Source organism: Thioclava sp. F42-5 (assembly GCF_002213195.1).
In the GTDB taxonomy this organism is placed as follows: domain Bacteria; phylum Pseudomonadota; class Alphaproteobacteria; order Rhodobacterales; family Rhodobacteraceae; genus Thioclava; species Thioclava nitratireducens.
Genome location: NZ_NBNZ01000003.1, coordinates 424,986 through 442,938, shown reverse-complemented (window position 1 = coordinate 442,938; position 17,953 = coordinate 424,986). Strand labels below are relative to the sequence as shown.

Here is a 17,953-nt window from a genome sequence, read left to right as displayed (position 1 = left end):
CATTTCGGTCGCGCCCCGGAGGCCGATGGCGGCTTCTCCTGGGAGAAGACCGATCTGGTCGAGGCGCTGAAGAAAGCGGTCTGAGGCGAGAGCTTTCAGGAATTTGCGACGGGCAGGGGGAACCTCTGCCCGTTTGCTTTTGCAGGGATGGTGCTGAGGGTCGGGCGCGGCCTTGGGGCTGGTCGGCCCAAGCGGTTCGTGCGCGCAGACGAGCAGACCGAACGCTTCGCGATCCAGCTTGCGCCTTCCGACCTTCCGCGCCACTCTCCGCCGCAAAACAACAGGAGACAGACCATGCCCGACGCCCTGCGCTATGCCGCCATCATGCTTGCCGCCGGGATCGGGATTCCGGTGCTGGCCGCTCTCAACGCCCAGCTTGGCGCGCGGATCGCATCGCCTGCGGTCGCGGCGGTCGTCCTGTTCTGCGTTGCGCTGTCGGGTGCGGTGATCGTGATGTTCTTCACCGTCGGTCCCGCGCCGCTCGCACGTCTGCCGGGTCAGCCTTGGTATCTGTTTCTCGCGGGACTCCTCGTTGCCTTCTACGTGATCTCGATCACCTTCATCGCGCCGAAATTCGGGGTCGGCAATGCGGTGTTCTTCGTGCTGCTGGGCCAGATGATCGCCGCCGCCGCGATCGACCAGTTCGGACTGTTTGGCGCGTTGGTCCGGCCGATCACTCTGATGCGCGGGGCGGGGATCGGTTTCATGTGCCTGGGGCTCTTCCTCATTCAGAAGGCTTGAACCTTTCGAGAGACGCCGCTAGAGGCCCCTCCCATGAGCGAGAATGACACCCCCGAACAGCCCTGGCGCAACTTCTATGGTCGCCGCCACGGCAAGACGTTGAACAAGGCGCAGAAGGAATATCTGCGCGAGGACCTGCCGGGCCGTCTGCCCGGTCCCGTCGGTTGGGAGGAGAACCCCGACCGCGAGCCGCTCGACATGGAGACGCGGTTCAAGGGCAAGCCGGTCTGGCTTGAAGTGGGTTTCGGCGGGGGCGAACATCTCGCCCACATGGCGCAGACCTATCCGGACGTGGAATTCATCGGCTGCGAGCCTTTCGTCAATGGCGTGGCGATGCTTTTGGGTAAGCTGCGGCGCGAGAAAATACCGAATGTCTCGGTCCATCCCGGCGATGCGCGCGACCTGATGGATGTGCTGCCCGAGGGCTCGATCTCGAAGGCGTTTCTCCTCTATCCAGACCCGTGGCCGAAATCGAAGCACCATCGTCGGCGCTTCGTGACGCAGGAGCATCTCGAACCGCTGCACCGCGCGCTGAAACCGGGATCGGAATTCCGCGTGGCGACCGACATCCCCGACTATGTCCGCCAGACGGTCGAGGAAGTCCCGCAGGCCGGATTCGAGCCGCTGTTCGAGGTGCCCGCCGCCTTCGATTTCGACGATCCGCAGCCGGTTTCCGGCGATTGGGATACACCGTGGGCGGACTGGCTCTCGACGCGCTACGAACAGAAAGCGCTGCGTGAGGGCCGCAAGCCGCATTACCTGACCTATCGGCGGATCTGAGCCCTTCCGCCTCCCGCCAGATCGCGCTAACAGGGGCGCGTTGAAATTAGGGAGGCATCATGTCCGGCCACGGCACACCGATCAAAATGACCTCGCACGCCTGCGGTCCCCTCAAGGGCACGGCGGAGGTTCCCGGCGACAAGTCGATCAGCCATCGCGCGCTGATCCTCGGCGCGCTCTCGGTGGGCGAGACGAAGATCACCGGCCTGCTCGAAGGCGAAGACGTGCTCGACACGGCCAAGGCGATGCGCGCCTTCGGCGCCGAGGTCACGCAGCACGGTCCCGGCAGCTGGTCGGTGCATGGCGTGGGCGTGGGCGGCTTTGCCGAGCCTGAGGATGTCATCGATTGCGGCAATTCCGGCACCGGCGTGCGCCTGATCATGGGCGCGATGGCGACCTCGCCGATCGTGGCGACCTTCACCGGCGACGGGTCTTTGCGCAAACGCCCGATGGGCCGCGTCACCGACCCGATCCGTCTGTTCGGCGCGCAAGCTTTCGGGCGTCATGGCGGTCGTCTGCCGATGACCATACTCGGCGCGCCGAGCCCCGCTCCCGTGCGCTACGCGACGCCGATGGCCTCTGCGCAGGTGAAATCGGCGGTGCTGCTGGCGGGGCTGAACGCGCCGGGTCAGACCGTCGTGATCGAGAAGACCCCGACCCGCGATCATACCGAGCGGATGCTGCGCGGCTTCGGTGCCGAGATCACCACCGAAGTGACCGAGCAGGGCCATGTCATTACGCTGCAGGGCCAGCCGGAACTCAAAGCCCAAGAGGTCGCCGTGCCGCGCGATCCGTCTTCGGCCGCTTTCCCGGTCTGCGCTGCGCTGATCGTGCCGGGCTCGGAGATCGTGGTGCCGGGCGTCAGCCAGAACCCGACCCGCAACGGGATCTTCATCACGTTGCGCGAGATGGGCGCGGACCTGACCTTCGAGAACGAGCGCGAAGAGGGGGGCGAGCCGGTGGCCGATCTGCGCGTGCGCTATTCCAAGCTGCACGGGATCGACGTGCCCGCCGAGCGCGCCTCGGCGCAGATCGACGAATATCCCGTTCTTTCGGTCGTCGCAGCCTTTGCCGAAGGCGTGACGCGCATGCCCGGCGTGCATGAGCTGCGCGTGAAGGAAAGCGACCGGATCGACGCGATGGCGCGCGGGCTGGAAGCCAACGGCGTCAAGATCGAGGAAGACGAGGATACGCTGATCGTGCATGGCTGCGGCCCCGAAGGCGTGCCGGGCGGCGGCACCGCCGTGACCCATCTCGACCACCGCATCGCGATGAGCTTCATGGTACTGGGCATGGCTGCGCAGAAGCCGGTCTCGGTCGATGACGGCTCGCCCATTGCAACCTCCTTCCCGATCTTCGAAGATTTGATGGCGCAGCTGGGTGCGGAGATCGTCCGCGAAGGTTGAGCCGGGCAGGGCGGCTGTCCGCGTCGCTGTGAGAAGAAAGGACCGTTCATGCGCTTTACCGTCGCCATCGATGGCCCCGCCGCGGCTGGCAAGGGCACGATCAGCCGCGCCGTGGCCGAGCGGTTTGGGCTGGCGCATCTCGATACCGGTGCACTCTATCGCGCGGTCGGCATGAAATCCGAGACCGAGGGCCTGGAGCCCATCGCCGCGGCCAAGGCGCTCCGCCCCGAGGATCTGGAGCGCGACGATCTGCGCACGATGGAAGCGGGGCAGGCGGCCTCGATCGTCGCCGCGATCCCCGAGGTGCGCGCGGCTCTGGTGGCGTTTCAGCGCGATTTCGCGGCGCGAGAGGGCGGTGCGGTGCTCGACGGGCGCGACATCGGCACGGTGATCTGCCCGCAGGCCGAGGTGAAGCTGTTCGTCACCGCCTCGCCGGAGGTGCGCGCGCATCGGCGCTGGCTGGAACTGGGTGGCGATGAGGCCGACGTGCTGGAGCAGGTGCGCGAGCGCGACGCTCGCGACATGGGCCGCGCCGACAGTCCGCTGCGCCCGGCCGTGGATGCGCTCGTGATCGACACGTCGGATCTCAGCATCGAAGAGGCGGTCGCCCGCGCCGCCGATCAGATCGAGGCCCGCCGCGCGGGCGATCTGGACTAGGGGGCGGCGATGCTGCGCTGGGGGCTCCTCTTGCTGGTTCTAGCCTCTCAGGCGACCGCCGAGGAGCGCCCGCAGGGCCTGTTATGGAGCGAGACGGACCTGCCGCGCACCATGCCGTTGCAGATCAAATCCGCCCCGGATCGCGATCTCTACATCGTGCTGCGCGATGCCATGACCGGGCAGGACGTGATGGGGGCCTATGCGCAGGGTGGGGAGTTCTTTCGCCTGTTGGTGCCGCCGGGCCGGTTCGAGCTGCAGGTGGCGCTTGGGCCTGCCGGGGATTGGAAAGGCGGTGCGACGCTCTTCGGTCCCGACACCGAGCGCTTGCGCCTCGATCCGCCGCTCGATTTCGGCGTCACGGGCTTCGCGCGAAAGGGCGGGCATCTGGTCGATCTGAGCGATCTGGGGGCGATAGCGCAGAAAAGCCTCGGAATTTGCCAGCGCCTCGCGCTCGATTTCGACAGCGTGACCACCGCACCGGAAGCGGTGCGCCCTGGCGTAAAGCCCCGTGATCCCATGGAAATACCGGAATTCCCGGTGCCGAAATATCGCCGCGTCGATCGCATTTGCGATTGAGGAAAAGAAACATCCGAAATATATAATCACGAAATGGTGAACCTTTTCCCGCCTCGCTGCGTTAGCGGTACGTGGAAACTACATGAGGAAGGTCCGATGCGCTTGCCCCTGGCTTTGGCCTGCATCTGTCTTGGCGCCGCGTCCCTGACCGCTCCGGCGTGGGCCGACAGTCCGCTTCCCGAACCGCTCCGGGTCAAGGCGCACTCCGCGACGCCGGTGCCGGGCGATCTGTCCTTCGATCTGGTCGAAGGCGGAAAAGTGTCGCTCTCCGATTTTCGTGGCAAGGTCCTGCTCGTGGTCAACACCGCATCCAAATGCGGCTTCGCGCCCCAGTTCACCGAGTTGCAGAAACTGTCCGAGACCTACGGACGCGACGGGCTGGTCGTTCTGACCGTGCCGTCGAACGATTTCCATCAGGAACTCTCCACTGCGCAGGAGGCCAAGCGCTATTGCGCGTTGACCTTCGGGGCCGAGTTGCCGATGGCGCAGCTGGCCAAGGTGAAGGGGCCGCAGGCGCATCCGTTCTACCGCTACATGCATGACACCGAGGGGTTCGAGCCGAGCTGGAACTTCAACAAGGTGCTGCTGGGCCGCGACGGATCGGTGATCGCGACCTATCCCGCCAGCGCGGCCCCGCTTTCGTCGTGGATGCTGGGCGACGTCAAGGCCGCTCTCGCCAGTGCGAGCCACGGTTGAGCGAGAGGCCGCCACGGCCTGCTCAGGACGCAATAAATGCTTGCGATAATGGTTGATCGCGCCTATATCGGCGCGGTCTGAGGCAGGTCGGGACTCACCCGGCCTGTGCGCTATTGCAGCACGGACATTCCAACGAAAGACCGGCGGAGCCAACCGCAAGGCCAGAAAACCGAAGATGAAAAGGAAAATCTGAACGCATGTCGCAAAATGCAACCATGGACGAATTCGAAGCCCTTCTGAACGAGAGCCTCGAAATCGACACCCCGAACGAAGGTTCGGTTGTTAAAGGCAAGGTCATCGCCATCGAGGCGGGCCAGGCCATCATCGATGTCGGCTACAAAATGGAAGGCCGCGTCGAACTGAAAGAATTCGCCAACCCCGGCGAGGCTCCGCAGATCGAAGTCGGCGACGAAGTCGAAGTGTATCTTGACCGTGTCGAGAACGCCCGCGGCGAAGCCGTGATCTCGCGTGAGAAAGCCCGCCGCGAAGAGGCATGGGATCGCCTCGAAGCAGCTTACGCCAAGGAAGAGCGCGTCGAAGGCGCCATCTTCGGTCGCGTCAAAGGCGGCTTCACCGTCGATCTGGGCGGCGCTGTCGCGTTCCTGCCCGGCTCGCAAGTTGACGTGCGCCCGGTGCGTGACGCTGGCCCGCTCATGGGTCTCAAGCAGCCGTTCCAAATCCTCAAGATGGACCGTCGTCGTGGCAACATCGTTGTCTCGCGTCGTGCGATCCTCGAAGAGAGCCGCGCCGAACAGCGCGCCGAAGTCATCGCCAACCTCTCCGAAGGTCAGGTCGTCGATGGTGTGGTCAAGAACATCACCGAATACGGTGCGTTCGTTGATCTGGGCGGCGTCGACGGTCTGCTGCACGTCACCGACATGGCATGGCGCCGCGTGAACCACCCGTCCGAGATCCTGTCGATCGGCGAGACCGTCAAGGTCCAGGTCGTCAAGATCAACAAGGAAACCCACCGCATCTCGCTCGGCATGAAGCAGCTGCAGTCGGATCCGTGGGACTCGGTGGAATCGAAGTACGCTCTGGGTTCGGTGCATACCGGCCGCGTGACCAACATCACCGACTACGGCGCGTTCGTCGAGCTGGAGCCGGGTGTCGAAGGTCTCGTGCACGTGTCCGAGATGTCCTGGACCAAGAAGAACGTCCACCCCGGCAAGATCGTTTCGACGAGCCAGGAAGTCGACGTCATGGTCCTCGAGATCGACACCGCGAAGCGCCGCGTCTCGCTGGGTCTCAAGCAGACCATGCGCAACCCGTGGGAAGTCTTCGCAGAGACCCACCCGGTCGGCACCGTCATCGAAGGCGAAGTCAAGAACATCACCGAGTTCGGTCTGTTCGTTGGCCTCGAGAACGACATCGACGGCATGGTTCACCTCTCGGACCTCAGCTGGGAACAGCGTGGCGAGGATGCGATCCAGGACTACCGCAAAGGCGACATGGTCAAGGCCGCTGTCACCGAAGTGGACACCGACAAGGAGCGTATCTCGCTCTCGATCAAGGCGCTCGACGCCGACACGTTCTCGGATGCCGTTGACGGCGTGAAGCGTGGTTCGATCGTGACCGTGACCGTGACCGCGATCGAAGACGGTGGCGTCGAGGTGGAATACAACGGCATGAAGTCGTTCATCCGCCGTTCGGACCTCGCCCGCGATCGTGCCGACCAGCGCCCCGAGCGCTTCCAGGTTGGCGATCACGTCGATGTCCGCGTGACCAACGTCGACTCCAAGACCCGCAAGCTGGGTGTGTCGATCAAGGCGCGCGAGATCGCTGAAGAGAAAGAAGCCGTGGAACAGTACGGCTCGTCGGACTCGGGTGCGTCGCTGGGCGACATCCTGGGCGCCGCGCTCAAGGGCGACAAGTAAGAGATCGGACCGCTCGGTCCATCCGGAGGCCCCGCCGTTTGGCGGGGCCTTTTTCGTTCCTGCAAAGTCTTGGCGATGTGCAACAGCGATTCGCGCACAGGGTGACGCGTGGGCGGGCGATCGGCCGATTTTCTGCGATTGCGAAGGCGGTTCTATCGGCGGCAGACCGCTAGGGGCTCGATTTTACGTGGATTTTCCGGGTCTTTGCTGTTCCGCGCTGACCCGATTGGTCCTATAATTGCACTCTGACGCATGTGAGAGCCGGGAGCTCACCCGGCCAAGCCCGTGGGGGAGATAACAAGATGATCCGCTCTGAGTTGATCACGAAGATTGCCGAGGAGAATCCGCATCTTTACCAGCGGGATGTCGAGAAGATCGTGAACACGATCTTCGACGAGATCACCGAGGCGCTCGCCTCGGGCGACCGCGTCGAGCTGCGCGGCTTCGGGGCTTTTTCCGTCAAGAAGCGCGACGCGCGCACCGGTCGGAACCCGCGCACCGGCGAAGCGGTTGAGGTCGAGGAAAAACATGTACCCTTCTTCAAGACCGGTAAGCTGCTGCGCGACCGGCTGAACGGGAAAGAGGAATAAGAGCTAATGATTCGAGCGCTTCGGCTGCTGTTTCTCGGCCTGCTCGCCGTGGTCCTGATCGGACTGGCGCTGGCCAATCGTCAAATCGTCACGCTGCGGGTGCTGCCGCTCGAGGCGGGCAGCTTCCTTGGCTGGGACTGGGCTGTTCAGGTGCCGCTGTTCCTCGTGATCCTCGCGGGCGTTCTGATCGGCCTGCTGATCGGTTTCGTCTGGGAATGGGCGCGCGAGGCGCGTCTGCGCCGCGATGCCCGCCAGTCGAACCGCAAGGCCCGCAAGCTCGAGGCGGAGGTTCAAACCCTGCGCCACGACAAGACCGGCCCGAAGGACGACGTGCTGGCGCTGCTCGACCAGCCCTCGCGCTGAGATGCCGACCGTCGCCATAGACCGCAACGCGCAGGGTCTCGCCCGGGTCAAGATCTGCGGGCTGCGCAAGGCCGAGGATATCGCCGCCGCCGTCGAGGCGGGGGCGCGCTATGTTGGCTTCGTTTTCTTCCCGAAATCCCCGCGTCATCTGGAGATCGCCGAGGCGCGCGAGTTGGCGCAGGAGGTGGAACCCGGCATCGCCAAGGTTGGCCTGGTTGTGAACCCGAGCGACGAGCTTCTCACCGAGATCACGGAGGCCGTGCCGCTTGACATGATCCAGCTTCACGGCTCCGAGACGCCGGAGCGGGTATCCGAGATCCGCGCCAAGTTCGGTCTGCCCGTAATGAAGGCGGTGGGCGTCGCGGATGCGGCCGATCTGCCGAAGATCGCGGACTATGAGGCGGTGGCCGACCAGATCCTGCTCGACGCAAAGCCGCCGAAAGAGGCGGAGCTTCCGGGCGGTAACGGGCTTTCCTTCGACTGGCGGCTGATCGCCGGGCGCAAATGGGAAAAACCGTGGATGCTGGCCGGAGGGCTGACGCCCGAAAACGTGGCCGAAGCGATCCTGCTGACCGGCGCGCGGCAGGTCGATGTCTCTTCCGGGGTGGAAAGCGCGCCGGGCGTGAAAGACCCCGAGAAAATCCGCGCCTTCGTGCACGCCGCGCGTCAGGGGGCCGACGGGGCGTAGCCGGGCCCGGCGCAATCGAGTATTTTTGGTCTGAGGCCGGGGCAGGGATTTATCTTGCCCCGCTTTGACGCTAGACCCGTCGTCACGAAAAGCGCGAGGTGAGCCATGGCTGACGATCTGATCAATTCCTTCATGAATGTGCCCGACGAGAATGGGCGGTTCGGCATTTTCGGTGGCCGCTTCGTGTCCGAGACGCTGATGCCGCTGATCCTCGCGCTCGAAGAGGAATACGAGAAGGCCAAGACCGATCCCGATTTCTGGGCCGAAATGGACGATCTGTGGAAGCACTATGTCGGCCGTCCGTCGCCGCTGTATTTCGCGCCCCGCATCACCGAAGAGCTGGGCGGCGCGAAGGTCTATCTCAAGCGCGACGAGCTGAATCACACCGGCGCGCATAAGATCAACAACGTGCTGGGGCAGATCCTGCTGGCACGGCGCATGGGCAAAACCCGGATCATCGCCGAGACCGGCGCGGGCCAGCATGGCGTGGCCACCGCGACGGTCTGCGCGAAATTCGGCCTCAAATGCGTGGTTTATATGGGGGCGACCGATGTCGAGCGTCAGGCGCCCAACGTCTTCCGGATGCGCCTGCTGGGCGCCGAGGTCGTGCCCGTCAAATCGGGCCGCGGCACGCTGAAAGACGCGATGAACGATGCGCTGCGCGACTGGGTGACCAATGTGCGCGACACGTTCTACTGCATCGGCACGGTGGCCGGTCCGCACCCCTATCCGGCGATGGTCCGCGATTTCCAGTCGATCATCGGCAAGGAAGTGCGCTGGCAGCTTGAAGAGCAGGAAGGCGAGGGCCGTCTGCCCGACACCGTGATCGCGGCGATCGGCGGTGGCTCGAACGCGATGGGCCTGTTCTACCCGTTCCTCGACGACAAATCCGTGCGCATCATCGGCGTCGAAGCCGGCGGTCACGGCGTGGACGAGAAGATGGAGCATTGCGCCTCGCTCACCGGCGGGCGTCCGGGCGTGTTGCATGGCAACCGGACCTATCTGCTGCAGGACGAGGACGGACAGATCCTCGAAGGGCATTCGATCTCGGCCGGGCTCGACTATCCGGGAATCGGGCCGGAGCATAGCTGGCTGCACGACACGGGTCGCGCGGAATATGTGAACATCACCGACAAGGAAGCGCTGGAGGCGTTCCAGTTCTCCTGCCGTCTCGAAGGGATCATCCCCGCGCTCGAGCCCTCGCACGCGCTGGCCCATGTGATGAAGATCGCTCCCGATCTGCCCAAGGACCATATCATCGTGATGAACATGTGCGGGCGCGGCGATAAGGACATTTTCGCCGTCGCGAAGCATCTCGGCTTCGATATGCAGGCATAAACTCAGGTTTATGTCCTGCAACGGCAGGCCGAATGTGCTGACATAACCCAATTGTCAATGGACCGGCGGGCCCTGTCCGCCGACCCTCTCCCCCGACGTCGCAGCCCGCGGCGCAATTCCCATCGGAGGAGAGAGACGATGAAGATGAAATCTACCCTCGCCGTACTCGCGGCATTCGCGGTCTCAGCGCATATGGCGCAGGCTGAAGTGTCCACGGACGGCATCGCCGCCGATCTTCAGGCCAATGGCTTCACCAGCATCGAGATCAAGGTCGGCCCGACCCAGGTCAAGGCCGAGGGCTACAACCCCGACGGCACCAAGATCGAAGTGGTCTATGACCGCGAGACCGGCAAGATCCAGAAACAGGAAACTTACCGGACGCGCGCGGGCGAGGACATGACGCAGGGCGTCAGCGTCCGTCAGCAATCGGAAGATTTCTACGACGGCAGCGAAGACGACCATAACGGTAGCGACGATCAGGGCATGGATGACAGCAGCGACGGCGATCACACCATGTCGGATTCCGATCACGGTTCGGACGACCACGGCTCGGACGATGGCGGCTCAGATGACAGCGGTTCCGACGACGGCGGCTCGCATGACAGCGGGTCGGATGACGGCGGCTCGCATGATAGCAACGACGATTGATCCGAACGGACTTGCCCGGCGCTCCCTGCGCCGGGCATAATCCCCGCAAGAGCCGCGTATCCGCGCGGGAGGAGGAGCCGATGAGATTGCGCAGAGACTTGGCGATAGCCGCGTTGATCGGCGCGTTGAGCGTGCCTTTCGCGCCCGGCCTCGCCCGTGCCGAGAGCGCCAGCGAGGCGGTCACCCGACAGCTCGAAGATTACGGCTATCATGGCATCGACGTACAGCGGACCCTGTTGGGCCGCGTGCGCATCACCGGCACCCGGGCAGGCGTCGAGCGCGAGATCGTCCTCGATCCGCGCAGCGGCGAGATCCTGCGCGATCTGTCACGCTCCAGCCGCAGGCCGATCCTGAACGACACGCCATTGGGCGGGAACGGATCGAGCTCCTATGCCGGACAGGGCGCCACATCCGGACGAGACGGCTCCGACGACGGGTCGGACGATGGCGGCAACGACTCGGATAGCGGATCCGACAGCGGGTCCAGCGCCGGCAGCGACGATGGCGGAAGCCACGACAGCGGCAGCGACGATGGCGGGGGCAGCGATAGCAGCGATAGCGGCGGAGACAGTGCGGATGATTGAAGCCCCGCAGCGGTCGACGGGAGCGGCGCTATGACGTCGCGGCTGCGCCGGGCGGTGCTTGTGGGGGCGATCCTGCTCTTTCAGGCTGTCTGCGCGCTGTTCTTCATCTCCGACATCCTGCTGTCGATCTTCGGTCTCTACCCGGCGCCGATCAGTTGGCAGAACCGCGAATTCCTCGAAATCGGCGCCGCTCTCGGCCTCGTTCTGGGCCTCGCGCTCGGGGCGTTCGCTCTGGCGGGGGCACTACGCGAGGGGGCGCGGGCGCAGGCGCGCCTGGACCGGGCGACCTCGGCCTTCGAAGACCTTCTGGAAGAACGCTTCTCGGACTGGGGCCTCACGGCGGCAGAGCGCGACGTCGCGCTGTTCGCGATCAAGGGGCTCAGCACGGCGGAAATCGCGGCCCTTCGCGGGACGTCCGAGGGCACCGCCAAGGCGCAGAGCGCGGCAATCTACCGCAAAGCCGGGGTGAACGGACGCGGCGCGCTTCTGAGCCTTTTCGTCGAGGACATGATGGACCAGCGCGCCCAAAGCGCACAGCGGTCCGAGACGGCGGCCACGCGCGGCGTGACGGCGACGGTCAAGGGCTGAGCGCTCAGGTCCGGAAGGGGCGCGTATCCTCGTAGGCGAACTCGATCAACGCGCGCAGCTTGCGCGGCAGGCGCGGCCCGTCGAGATAGACCGCGTGAATCGGGATGCGCAGCAGCATCTCCTCCGGAAAGAGCGAGACCAGCCGCCCCGCTGCGATTTCAGGGCCCAGCACGAAGTCCGGCCCATAGGCGATGCCGTGGCCCGCCAGCGCCAGCTCGCAGGCCGCGCGGGCGCTGTTGACGCGGATTTGCGCGGGAACGGGCAGGGTGGTGATCTCGCCGCTCTCACGATGCCGCCAATGCGGGATCGCGCTGTGATTGCTGTCATGGATGCAGCGGTAATCGGTCAGATCGGCGATCTTCGCAGGACGGCCCACCCGTTCGAGATAGGCCGGAGAGGCCACGACGCGCATCCCGATCTCGCCCAGCTTGCGCGCCCGCAGAGCCTGATCGCGCAGCTGCCCGATCCGGAAAGCGAGGTCGATCCCCTCGGCGGCCAGATCTGTCGGTGCATCCGAGAGCGTCAGATCGATCACCAGATCGGGGTGCGGTGCGGCGAAGCGCGCGAGCATCTCGGCCAGATAGACCTCGCCGAAAGTGACCGGCGCGGAGATCCGCAGCACGCCGGAAAAGCCCCGCGACTGTTCGGACACCGCGCCCAAGAGATCGTCGAGCGCGTCGAGCACGCCCGGCGCATCGGCCAGCAGCCGTTCGCCCGCAGGGGTCAGCCCGATCCGCCGCGTCGTGCGCTGCAGAAGGCGCGTGCCAAGGCGGTCCTCCAGCTCGGCCACGTATTTCGAGGCGAGCCGATTGGAGATGCCCAGTTGCTCCGCCCCCGCGGTGAAAGAGCCGGCGCGGGCGGTCGCGACGAAGGCGCGGAGCTGTTCGGTGATATCCATCGCTATTCAGAACAAAATGGTAAAAGTCATTCCAGATAATATCCATTTTATTCACTAACGGAACGGCTAATTTCCTCGCTGTAACGCGAACACACCGCACACAGAGTGCGGTTGCAGGAGATAGACCATGATCGACACCAAACTCGCCCCCTACGGCGTCCTCGTTTTGCGCCTTCTGACCGGGGCGCTGTTTCTCACCCACGGCCTGACGAAGCTTTTCGTTTTCACTCCGGCCGGCACGATGGGTTTCTTTGAATCGCTGGGTTTGCCCGGCTGGCTCGGCATCGTGACGATGTCGGCGGAAATCCTCGGCGGTATCGCCTTGCTCACCGGCATCTATGCGCGGATCGTCTCTTTCGGGCTCGGGTTCATCCTGCTCGGCGCGGCCTTCACGGCGCACTGGGGCAACGGCTTCGGATTCTCGAACCAAGGCGGCGGCTGGGAATATCCGGTGATGTGGGCCATCGTGCAATTCACGCTCGCTGCTCTGGGTGACGGCGCCTATGCGCTGCGCCCTTTGATCCGGAAATGACAGGAGGAGACGATGGCGACCAGTGATGCAAATGTCGAAATCGGCCATGTGACCCTCGTGGTCCGTGACCTCCCGGCGGTGGGCGCGTTCTACGAGAGCGTGCTCGGGCTGGAGCGGATCGGGGGCGACACTGCCGAGGCGCGTTACGGCGTCGATGGCAAGGTGCTCGTGATCCTGAAAGCCGACCCGGAGGCGCGCAAATCGAGCCGGGCAGAGGCGGGACTGTTTCACACCGCCTTTCTGCTGCCCGACCGCGCCGATCTGGGCGCGTGGCTGAACCACGCCGCCGAGAAAGGCATCCGGCTCGACGGGGCGTCCGATCACCTCGTGAGCGAGGCGGTCTATCTGCACGACCCCGAAGGCAACGGGATCGAGATCTACCGTGACCGTGCCCGCGAAGACTGGCCGCGCAAGGACGGGATGATCGCGATGGTGACCGACCCGCTCGATCTGGCTGACGTGATGGCGCAGGCCCGCGGCCCGTGGCGCGGCGCGCCGAAGGGTTCGGTGATCGGGCACGTTCACCTGCAGGTCGGTGCGCTCGATCCAGCGGAGCCGTTCTATGCCGAGACGCTCGGTGCGGATGTGATGGCCCGCTATCCGGGAGCGAATTTCCACGGCTGGGGCGGCTATCACCACCACCTCGCGACCAATATCTGGAATAGCCGCGGCGCCAAGGAACGTCACCAGCCCGTGACCGGTCTGGCCGAGGTGGGGCTGAAGGCCGATGCCGAGCCGCTCGCCGTCTTCCGCGAGGCCTATGGCGACAGCGTGGCAGACCCGTGGGGCACGCGCTTCACATGGTCCGCGAAGTGATCGTGCGACATAAGTGATCTTGCGATATAAGAGAAAGGCGCCGCGATGGGCGCCTTTCTCTTACAGGATGTGGTTCACATGGCCCATCTTGCGGCCCGGCTTCACCTCGGCCTTGCCATAGAGATGGATCTGATACCGCGCGAGCTTCGCCAGCCGCGGCACGCGGTCCATGTCGTCGCCGATCAGGTTCTCCATCTCGACGTCGCAATGGCGCCCGCCATCGCCGAGCGGCCAGCCGGTCACGGCCCGGATATGTTGCTCGAACTGGTCGACCGCGCAGCCCGCCTGCGTCCAGTGGCCGGAATTATGCACGCGCGGGGCGATCTCGTTCACGATCAGCGCGTCGCGGGTGACGAACAGCTCGACCCCCATCACGCCGACATAATCGAGCTTGTTCAGGATCTTCGCCGCCAGCAGTACCGCATCGGTGCGCTGGCTGTCAGTGATCGCGGCGGGCACCAGCGTGGTGCGCAGGATGCCGCCCTCATGCTTGTTCTGGCCCGGATCGTAGCAGGAGATCGCGCCATCCTCGGCGCGCGCGCCGATCACGGAGATTTCCTTGAAGAACTCCACGAAGCCTTCGAGGATCGCAGGCGCGCCCTTCATGTCCTCCAGCGCGGCGGCAGCCTCTTCGGGCGCGTTGATCACCACCTGTCCCTTGCCGTCATAGCCGAAGCGGCGTGTCTTCAGGATCGCGGGGCAGCCGATCTCGGCGATCGCTTCCTTGAGGTCCTCGATATCGTCCACGGCGGCGAAAGGTGCTGTGGCGAGGCCCAGGTCGTTGAGGAAGGCTTTCTCCACCAGACGGTCCTGGCTGACGGCGAGCGCCTTGCGGTTGGGGCGGATCGGTTTGAGGCTTTCCAGCAGATCGAGCGCCGAAGTCGGGACATTCTCGAACTCGTAGGTGATGACGTCCACGGCTTGGGCGAAAGCGCGCAGCGCGGCCTCGTCCTCATAGGGCGCAGTCGTCACCGCATGGGCCACGTCGCCTGCGGGCGGGTTCGCGCCCGGCTCGAAGATGTGGGTCTTGTAGCCCAGACGCGAGGCCGCGACCGAGAGCATCCGTCCCAGCTGACCGCCGCCCAGGATGCCGATCACCGACCCATAGGGCAGGGGCTCACTCATCTTCCGGCTCCTCCTTGATGGAGGCCGAGAGCTTCTCGCGCCAGTCATCGAGCCGCTTTGCCAGATCCGCATCGGACACGGCCAAGATTCCCGCCGCCATCAGGCCCGCATTGGCGGCACCCGCCGCGCCGATCGCCATCGTCGCGACGGGGAAGCCCTTGGGCATCTGCACGATGGAATAGAGGCTGTCGACGCCCGAGAGCGCCCTGGTCTGCACCGGCACGCCGATCACCGGCACGCGGGTTTTCGAGGCCATCATTCCAGGCAGGTGCGCGGCACCGCCCGCGCCTGCGATGATGACGTGCAGACCACGCTCCACGGCGGTCTTGCCGTAGGACCAGAGCCTGTCGGGGGTGCGATGGGCCGAGACGATCTTCGCCTCGTATTCCACACCGAGTTCGTCGAGGATTTCCGCCGCCTCTTTCATCGTGGTCCAGTCGGACTGACTGCCCATGATGATTCCCACTTTCACGCTCATGACGCCCCCTTTTCAGATGGAGCGCGCACTATAGGAATCTGTGCCGTCGCGGCAAGCCCCGGCAGGGCTGCAGCGCCGATCGGATCGGGATCAATTCGGGGATCAGGCGATGATGTCGGGCGTGAGCTGGTCTTCGATCCGCGCGATCTCGTCTTTCAGGGCCAGCTTCTGCTTTTTCAGTCGCACGAGGCGCAGCTGATCGGAATGCACCGCCTGTGTGAGGGCAGAGATCGCCTCGTCCAGATCGCGGTGTTCACGCCGCAGCACTTCCAGCTTCACCCGCAGCACTTCTTCATGATCCATCTCGAGATGGGCGTTCATATCCGTATCATCCGGTTCTGGTTGCGCGATTTACCCTCCGCCCGACTCGGCTGGGCCCGTCAGGGGGGAGGGTCAATATAACAGGTTTCGAACGACTTAGGAGAAAATTTGCCCTTAGCGTAAATGGACGGCGGGGTCTTGCAGGGGGCTTCCACGCCGCCCATATTTAACTAGTGGGCTGCCGAAGATCGGGGCCCGAACTTGCAACGTCGCTTGATCAAGGGCTTGCCGAATGACGAAACTGAGTTTTGGCGCACATCCCTACCTGCTGGGCTTCGACCAGCTGGAACGGCTGGTGGAACGCACCGCCAAGGGATCGGATGCCTATCCGCCGTATAACATAGAACAACGCGGCGAGGATGCGTTCCGCATCACGCTCGCAGTGGCAGGCTTCCGAGAGGAAGACCTCGCGATCACGCTCGAAGACCGGGCTTTGGTGATCCGCGGCCGTCAAAGCGAGGAGGATGGCGACCGCCTGTTCCTTCATCGCGGGATCGCCGCACGGGCCTTTCAGCGCAGCTTCGTGCTCGCCGAAGGGGTCGAGGTCGCAGCCGCCACGATCGAGAACGGTCTACTGCATGTCGATCTGAACAGGGCGCCGCCCGAAACGATCGTGCAGACCATCCCGATCGAGCGGAAATAATCAGGCAGGAAAGGAAAAGCGCAATGAATACGGAATACGATTTCGGCGATAAGGCCGAACATCCCATCGTCTATGTTCGCGAAGTGGCGGTCGTTGATCTGCCCGAGGAAATCCGGGCCGAACTGGACGATGTCGATCACCTCTATGCTGTCCATGACAGCGATGGCGAACGGCTCGCGCTGGTGAAGGACCGCAAGCTGGCCTTCTCGCTGGCCCGGCAGAACGATCTGGACCCGGTCTCGGTCCATTGATCGGTTGAACGGACGCGAAAGGCGCCCGGGGGATCACCCTCGCGGCGCCTTTTTCATTTCCAGGTGCGAGATCGCGAAAGAGGCCGCGACGCATCCGGTAAACAGGTACAGCCCCCAAGCCGTCTCGAGCCGCCCGACGCCCACGCCCTTCGCCACGACGATATAGATCGCGATCAGGAAGATGTCGGCCATCGCCAGCTTGCCCAAGACGTTCAGCGTCGGCAGCAGGCGCGGCGAGGCCAGATCGAACTGGATCAGCGCAACGCCGATTACCTTCAGGTAGGGGGCAAACAGGGCCAGAAAACTGACGAGCAGGGCGAGAAACACATCGGTCCGCCACAGTGTCTGCAGCCCGCTGAGCACCGAGATTTCCTCCAGCCCGAAGAAGGGCAAGAGCCCCGCGCGCAGAAGCGGCGCGGCCCATGCGAGGGGAAAGAGCAGCAAGAGCGCCAGATTGGCGAATTTCAGCATCGACCGGCGCTCTTCCCGAGGGACGCTTCGGCCCCGTTACGACTTGGATTCTTTCTTCGCGATCGGCACCACGTTGGGCTGCGGGCCGTCTTCGATTTCGTAGCCCAGCAGCGGCAGGATGTCACGCAGGTCGCGCTCCAGCAGGCGAAACTCGGCGTTCACCTCGCGCTCCTCGGTCTCGACATCGGTCAGCCATTCGCGAAGCTGCGTGCAGGTTCCACGGGCGACCGCGATCTGATCGCTCAGCGTCTCCGCCTCCTGTTGGCGCTGTTCGAGGAAGGCGCGGGCGCGTTTGACCTTTTCCTCGGAATAGACCTTCGCGAGGTCGCGCGATTGCAGGCTCATCTGTGCGGCCAGTTCCAGCAGTTCCGGCTCGAGCCCTCCCAGGTCGGGATGCTGGCGCAGATAGCTGATGCGTTCGCGCATGGCGTCGAACTCGCCCGACAGCGCAAAAACGCCTGCGCGGTCCGCATCATGCGCGCTGCGATAGGCGCGGGTCACGTCATCCATGTCGACGTGGAACCGCCGATGACTGCCTTCGAGCTTCGACACGCGCGAGCAGGAGGGCAGATAGAGCAACAGGATCAGCGCCAGAAGCGCTGCGCCAACCTGTAGCCAGGCGCCGAAATCAGGCAGGACGGTGTCGCCGAATTGCGCCTCGAGACTGAGCCACGGCATCAGGCCGAGCGACGCCGCAGCGACCGCGCCGATCGCGGCGAGTGCGGTGATTGCGACGGTGACGGTAAGTGCTTGGCCAATCGCCGCGTTGATACGGTCTAGATTGGCGCTCCCAACGTGTTCGGTTTGCATTGTCTGAACCCCCCGGTCCCCTTGTTGAAGATGTTGGCCGGAACCGGTCCGAGTTTGAGTCTCGTTGGCGGATCAA

General features: G+C 64.5%; 25 protein-coding genes. 18 read left to right on the top strand and 7 right to left on the bottom strand.

All coding sequences use genetic code 11. From position 1 onward, the window contains the following. Nucleotides 1-264, bottom strand: a 264-nt coding sequence (locus tag B6V74_RS19070) for a hypothetical protein (RefSeq protein WP_206185199.1), incomplete at its 3' end; no start/stop codon positions are given. Between the two features lie 30 nt (nucleotides 265-294). Between B6V74_RS19070 and B6V74_RS11575 the strand changes: the two genes are divergently transcribed. From B6V74_RS11575 to B6V74_RS11510, 14 genes are all read left to right on the top strand, one after another. After that, nucleotides 295-741 (top strand): DMT family transporter, encoded by a 447-nt coding sequence (locus tag B6V74_RS11575; RefSeq protein WP_088722852.1) that lies wholly within the window; start codon nucleotides 295-297, stop codon nucleotides 739-741. 33 nt (nucleotides 742-774) lie between these two features. After that, nucleotides 775-1,521, top strand: coding sequence for a tRNA (guanine(46)-N(7))-methyltransferase TrmB (locus tag B6V74_RS11570; RefSeq protein ID WP_075774958.1), 747 nt, complete (start codon nucleotides 775-777; stop codon nucleotides 1,519-1,521). Between the two features lie 59 nt (nucleotides 1,522-1,580). Then, nucleotides 1,581-2,927: a 3-phosphoshikimate 1-carboxyvinyltransferase gene (gene aroA / locus B6V74_RS11565; protein WP_088722851.1), complete on the top strand. Its 1,347-nt coding sequence runs from the start codon at nucleotides 1,581-1,583 to the stop codon at nucleotides 2,925-2,927. 48 nt (nucleotides 2,928-2,975) lie between these two features. Continuing rightward, nucleotides 2,976-3,584, top strand: coding sequence for a d(CMP) kinase (locus B6V74_RS11560; RefSeq protein WP_088722850.1), 609 nt, complete (start codon nucleotides 2,976-2,978; stop codon nucleotides 3,582-3,584). A gap of 9 nt (nucleotides 3,585-3,593) precedes the next feature. Continuing rightward, nucleotides 3,594-4,160: a hypothetical protein gene (locus B6V74_RS11555; RefSeq protein WP_088722849.1), complete on the top strand. Its 567-nt coding sequence runs from the start codon at nucleotides 3,594-3,596 to the stop codon at nucleotides 4,158-4,160. Between the two features lie 96 nt (nucleotides 4,161-4,256). After that, nucleotides 4,257-4,856 carry a glutathione peroxidase gene (locus B6V74_RS11550; RefSeq protein WP_088722848.1) on the top strand — a complete coding sequence of 200 codons (600 nt, stop codon included), beginning with the start codon at nucleotides 4,257-4,259 and terminating at the stop codon, nucleotides 4,854-4,856. 197 nt (nucleotides 4,857-5,053) lie between these two features. After that, nucleotides 5,054-6,733 (top strand): 30S ribosomal protein S1, encoded by a 1,680-nt coding sequence (gene rpsA / locus B6V74_RS11545; RefSeq protein WP_075774954.1) that lies wholly within the window; start codon nucleotides 5,054-5,056, stop codon nucleotides 6,731-6,733. A gap of 302 nt (nucleotides 6,734-7,035) precedes the next feature. Beyond that, nucleotides 7,036-7,323, top strand: a complete 288-nt coding sequence (gene ihfB / locus B6V74_RS11540) for an integration host factor subunit beta (protein WP_075774953.1) — start codon at nucleotides 7,036-7,038, stop codon at nucleotides 7,321-7,323. A gap of 6 nt (nucleotides 7,324-7,329) precedes the next feature. Beyond that, nucleotides 7,330-7,686, top strand: a complete 357-nt coding sequence (locus B6V74_RS11535) for a LapA family protein (RefSeq protein WP_240497095.1) — start codon at nucleotides 7,330-7,332, stop codon at nucleotides 7,684-7,686. A gap of 1 nt (nucleotide 7,687) precedes the next feature. Then, nucleotides 7,688-8,374: a phosphoribosylanthranilate isomerase gene (locus B6V74_RS11530; RefSeq protein ID WP_088722847.1), complete on the top strand. Its 687-nt coding sequence runs from the start codon at nucleotides 7,688-7,690 to the stop codon at nucleotides 8,372-8,374. A gap of 105 nt (nucleotides 8,375-8,479) precedes the next feature. After that, nucleotides 8,480-9,712, top strand: a complete 1,233-nt coding sequence (gene trpB, locus B6V74_RS11525; RefSeq protein ID WP_088718523.1) for a tryptophan synthase subunit beta — start codon at nucleotides 8,480-8,482, stop codon at nucleotides 9,710-9,712. A gap of 138 nt (nucleotides 9,713-9,850) precedes the next feature. Then, complete coding sequence (locus tag B6V74_RS11520; protein WP_075774950.1) at nucleotides 9,851-10,360, top strand: PepSY domain-containing protein; 510 nt, start codon at nucleotides 9,851-9,853, stop codon at nucleotides 10,358-10,360. A gap of 80 nt (nucleotides 10,361-10,440) precedes the next feature. Next, nucleotides 10,441-10,944, top strand: a complete 504-nt coding sequence (locus tag B6V74_RS11515) for a hypothetical protein (RefSeq protein WP_146694546.1) — start codon at nucleotides 10,441-10,443, stop codon at nucleotides 10,942-10,944. A 30-nt stretch (nucleotides 10,945-10,974) separates the two neighbouring features. Beyond that, nucleotides 10,975-11,532 carry a helix-turn-helix transcriptional regulator gene (locus B6V74_RS11510; RefSeq protein WP_088722845.1) on the top strand — a complete coding sequence of 186 codons (558 nt, stop codon included), beginning with the start codon at nucleotides 10,975-10,977 and terminating at the stop codon, nucleotides 11,530-11,532. Between the two features lie 4 nt (nucleotides 11,533-11,536). Here the strand turns inward: B6V74_RS11510 and B6V74_RS11505 are convergent, their stop codons facing one another. Continuing rightward, a complete protein-coding gene (locus B6V74_RS11505) occupies nucleotides 11,537-12,430 on the bottom strand; it encodes a LysR family transcriptional regulator (protein ID WP_088722844.1) in 894 nt (297 codons plus the stop codon). Between the two features lie 127 nt (nucleotides 12,431-12,557). Between B6V74_RS11505 and B6V74_RS11500 the strand changes: the two genes are divergently transcribed. After that, on the top strand, nucleotides 12,558-12,962 hold the full coding sequence (locus B6V74_RS11500; protein WP_088722843.1) for a DoxX family protein: 405 nt from the start codon (nucleotides 12,558-12,560) through the stop codon (nucleotides 12,960-12,962). A 12-nt stretch (nucleotides 12,963-12,974) separates the two neighbouring features. After that, on the top strand, nucleotides 12,975-13,778 hold the full coding sequence (locus tag B6V74_RS11495; protein WP_088722842.1) for a VOC family protein: 804 nt from the start codon (nucleotides 12,975-12,977) through the stop codon (nucleotides 13,776-13,778). Nucleotides 13,779-13,838: 60 nt separating this feature from the next. On the opposite strand, the gene B6V74_RS11490 is transcribed toward B6V74_RS11495, so the two are convergent. The 3 genes from B6V74_RS11490 to B6V74_RS11480 form a co-directional block, all read right to left on the bottom strand. Further along, entirely contained in the window at nucleotides 13,839-14,903 is a 1,065-nt protein-coding gene (locus B6V74_RS11490) for a 5-(carboxyamino)imidazole ribonucleotide synthase (protein WP_088718528.1), read from the bottom strand. Beyond that, entirely contained in the window at nucleotides 14,896-15,381 is a 486-nt protein-coding gene (gene purE, locus B6V74_RS11485) for a 5-(carboxyamino)imidazole ribonucleotide mutase (protein ID WP_075774943.1), read from the bottom strand. Before purE ends, B6V74_RS11490 begins: the two co-directional genes overlap by 8 nt. Nucleotides 15,382-15,483: 102 nt before the next feature. Beyond that, complete coding sequence (locus B6V74_RS11480) at nucleotides 15,484-15,702, bottom strand: DUF465 domain-containing protein (protein WP_075774942.1); 219 nt, start codon at nucleotides 15,700-15,702, stop codon at nucleotides 15,484-15,486. A gap of 232 nt (nucleotides 15,703-15,934) precedes the next feature. Here B6V74_RS11480 and B6V74_RS11475 point away from each other — a divergent pair, with 232 nt between their 5' ends. Together B6V74_RS11475 and B6V74_RS11470 are read left to right on the top strand one after the other, a co-directional pair. Then, the gene (locus B6V74_RS11475) at nucleotides 15,935-16,345 is read left to right on the top strand and encodes an Hsp20 family protein (protein ID WP_075774941.1); all 411 of its coding nucleotides are present in this window, start codon (nucleotides 15,935-15,937) and stop codon (nucleotides 16,343-16,345) included. Nucleotides 16,346-16,368: 23 nt separating this feature from the next. After that, nucleotides 16,369-16,596, top strand: a complete 228-nt coding sequence (locus B6V74_RS11470) for a DUF1150 family protein (RefSeq protein ID WP_075774940.1) — start codon at nucleotides 16,369-16,371, stop codon at nucleotides 16,594-16,596. A 33-nt stretch (nucleotides 16,597-16,629) separates the two neighbouring features. Here the strand turns inward: B6V74_RS11470 and B6V74_RS11465 are convergent, their stop codons facing one another. Then, the gene (locus tag B6V74_RS11465; protein WP_088718531.1) at nucleotides 16,630-17,067 is read right to left on the bottom strand and encodes a paraquat-inducible protein A; all 438 of its coding nucleotides are present in this window, start codon (nucleotides 17,065-17,067) and stop codon (nucleotides 16,630-16,632) included. 36 nt (nucleotides 17,068-17,103) lie between these two features. Further along, complete coding sequence (locus B6V74_RS11460) at nucleotides 17,104-17,877, bottom strand: DNA repair protein (RefSeq protein WP_233243040.1); 774 nt, start codon at nucleotides 17,875-17,877, stop codon at nucleotides 17,104-17,106. Nucleotides 17,878-17,953: the final 76 nt, after the last annotated feature.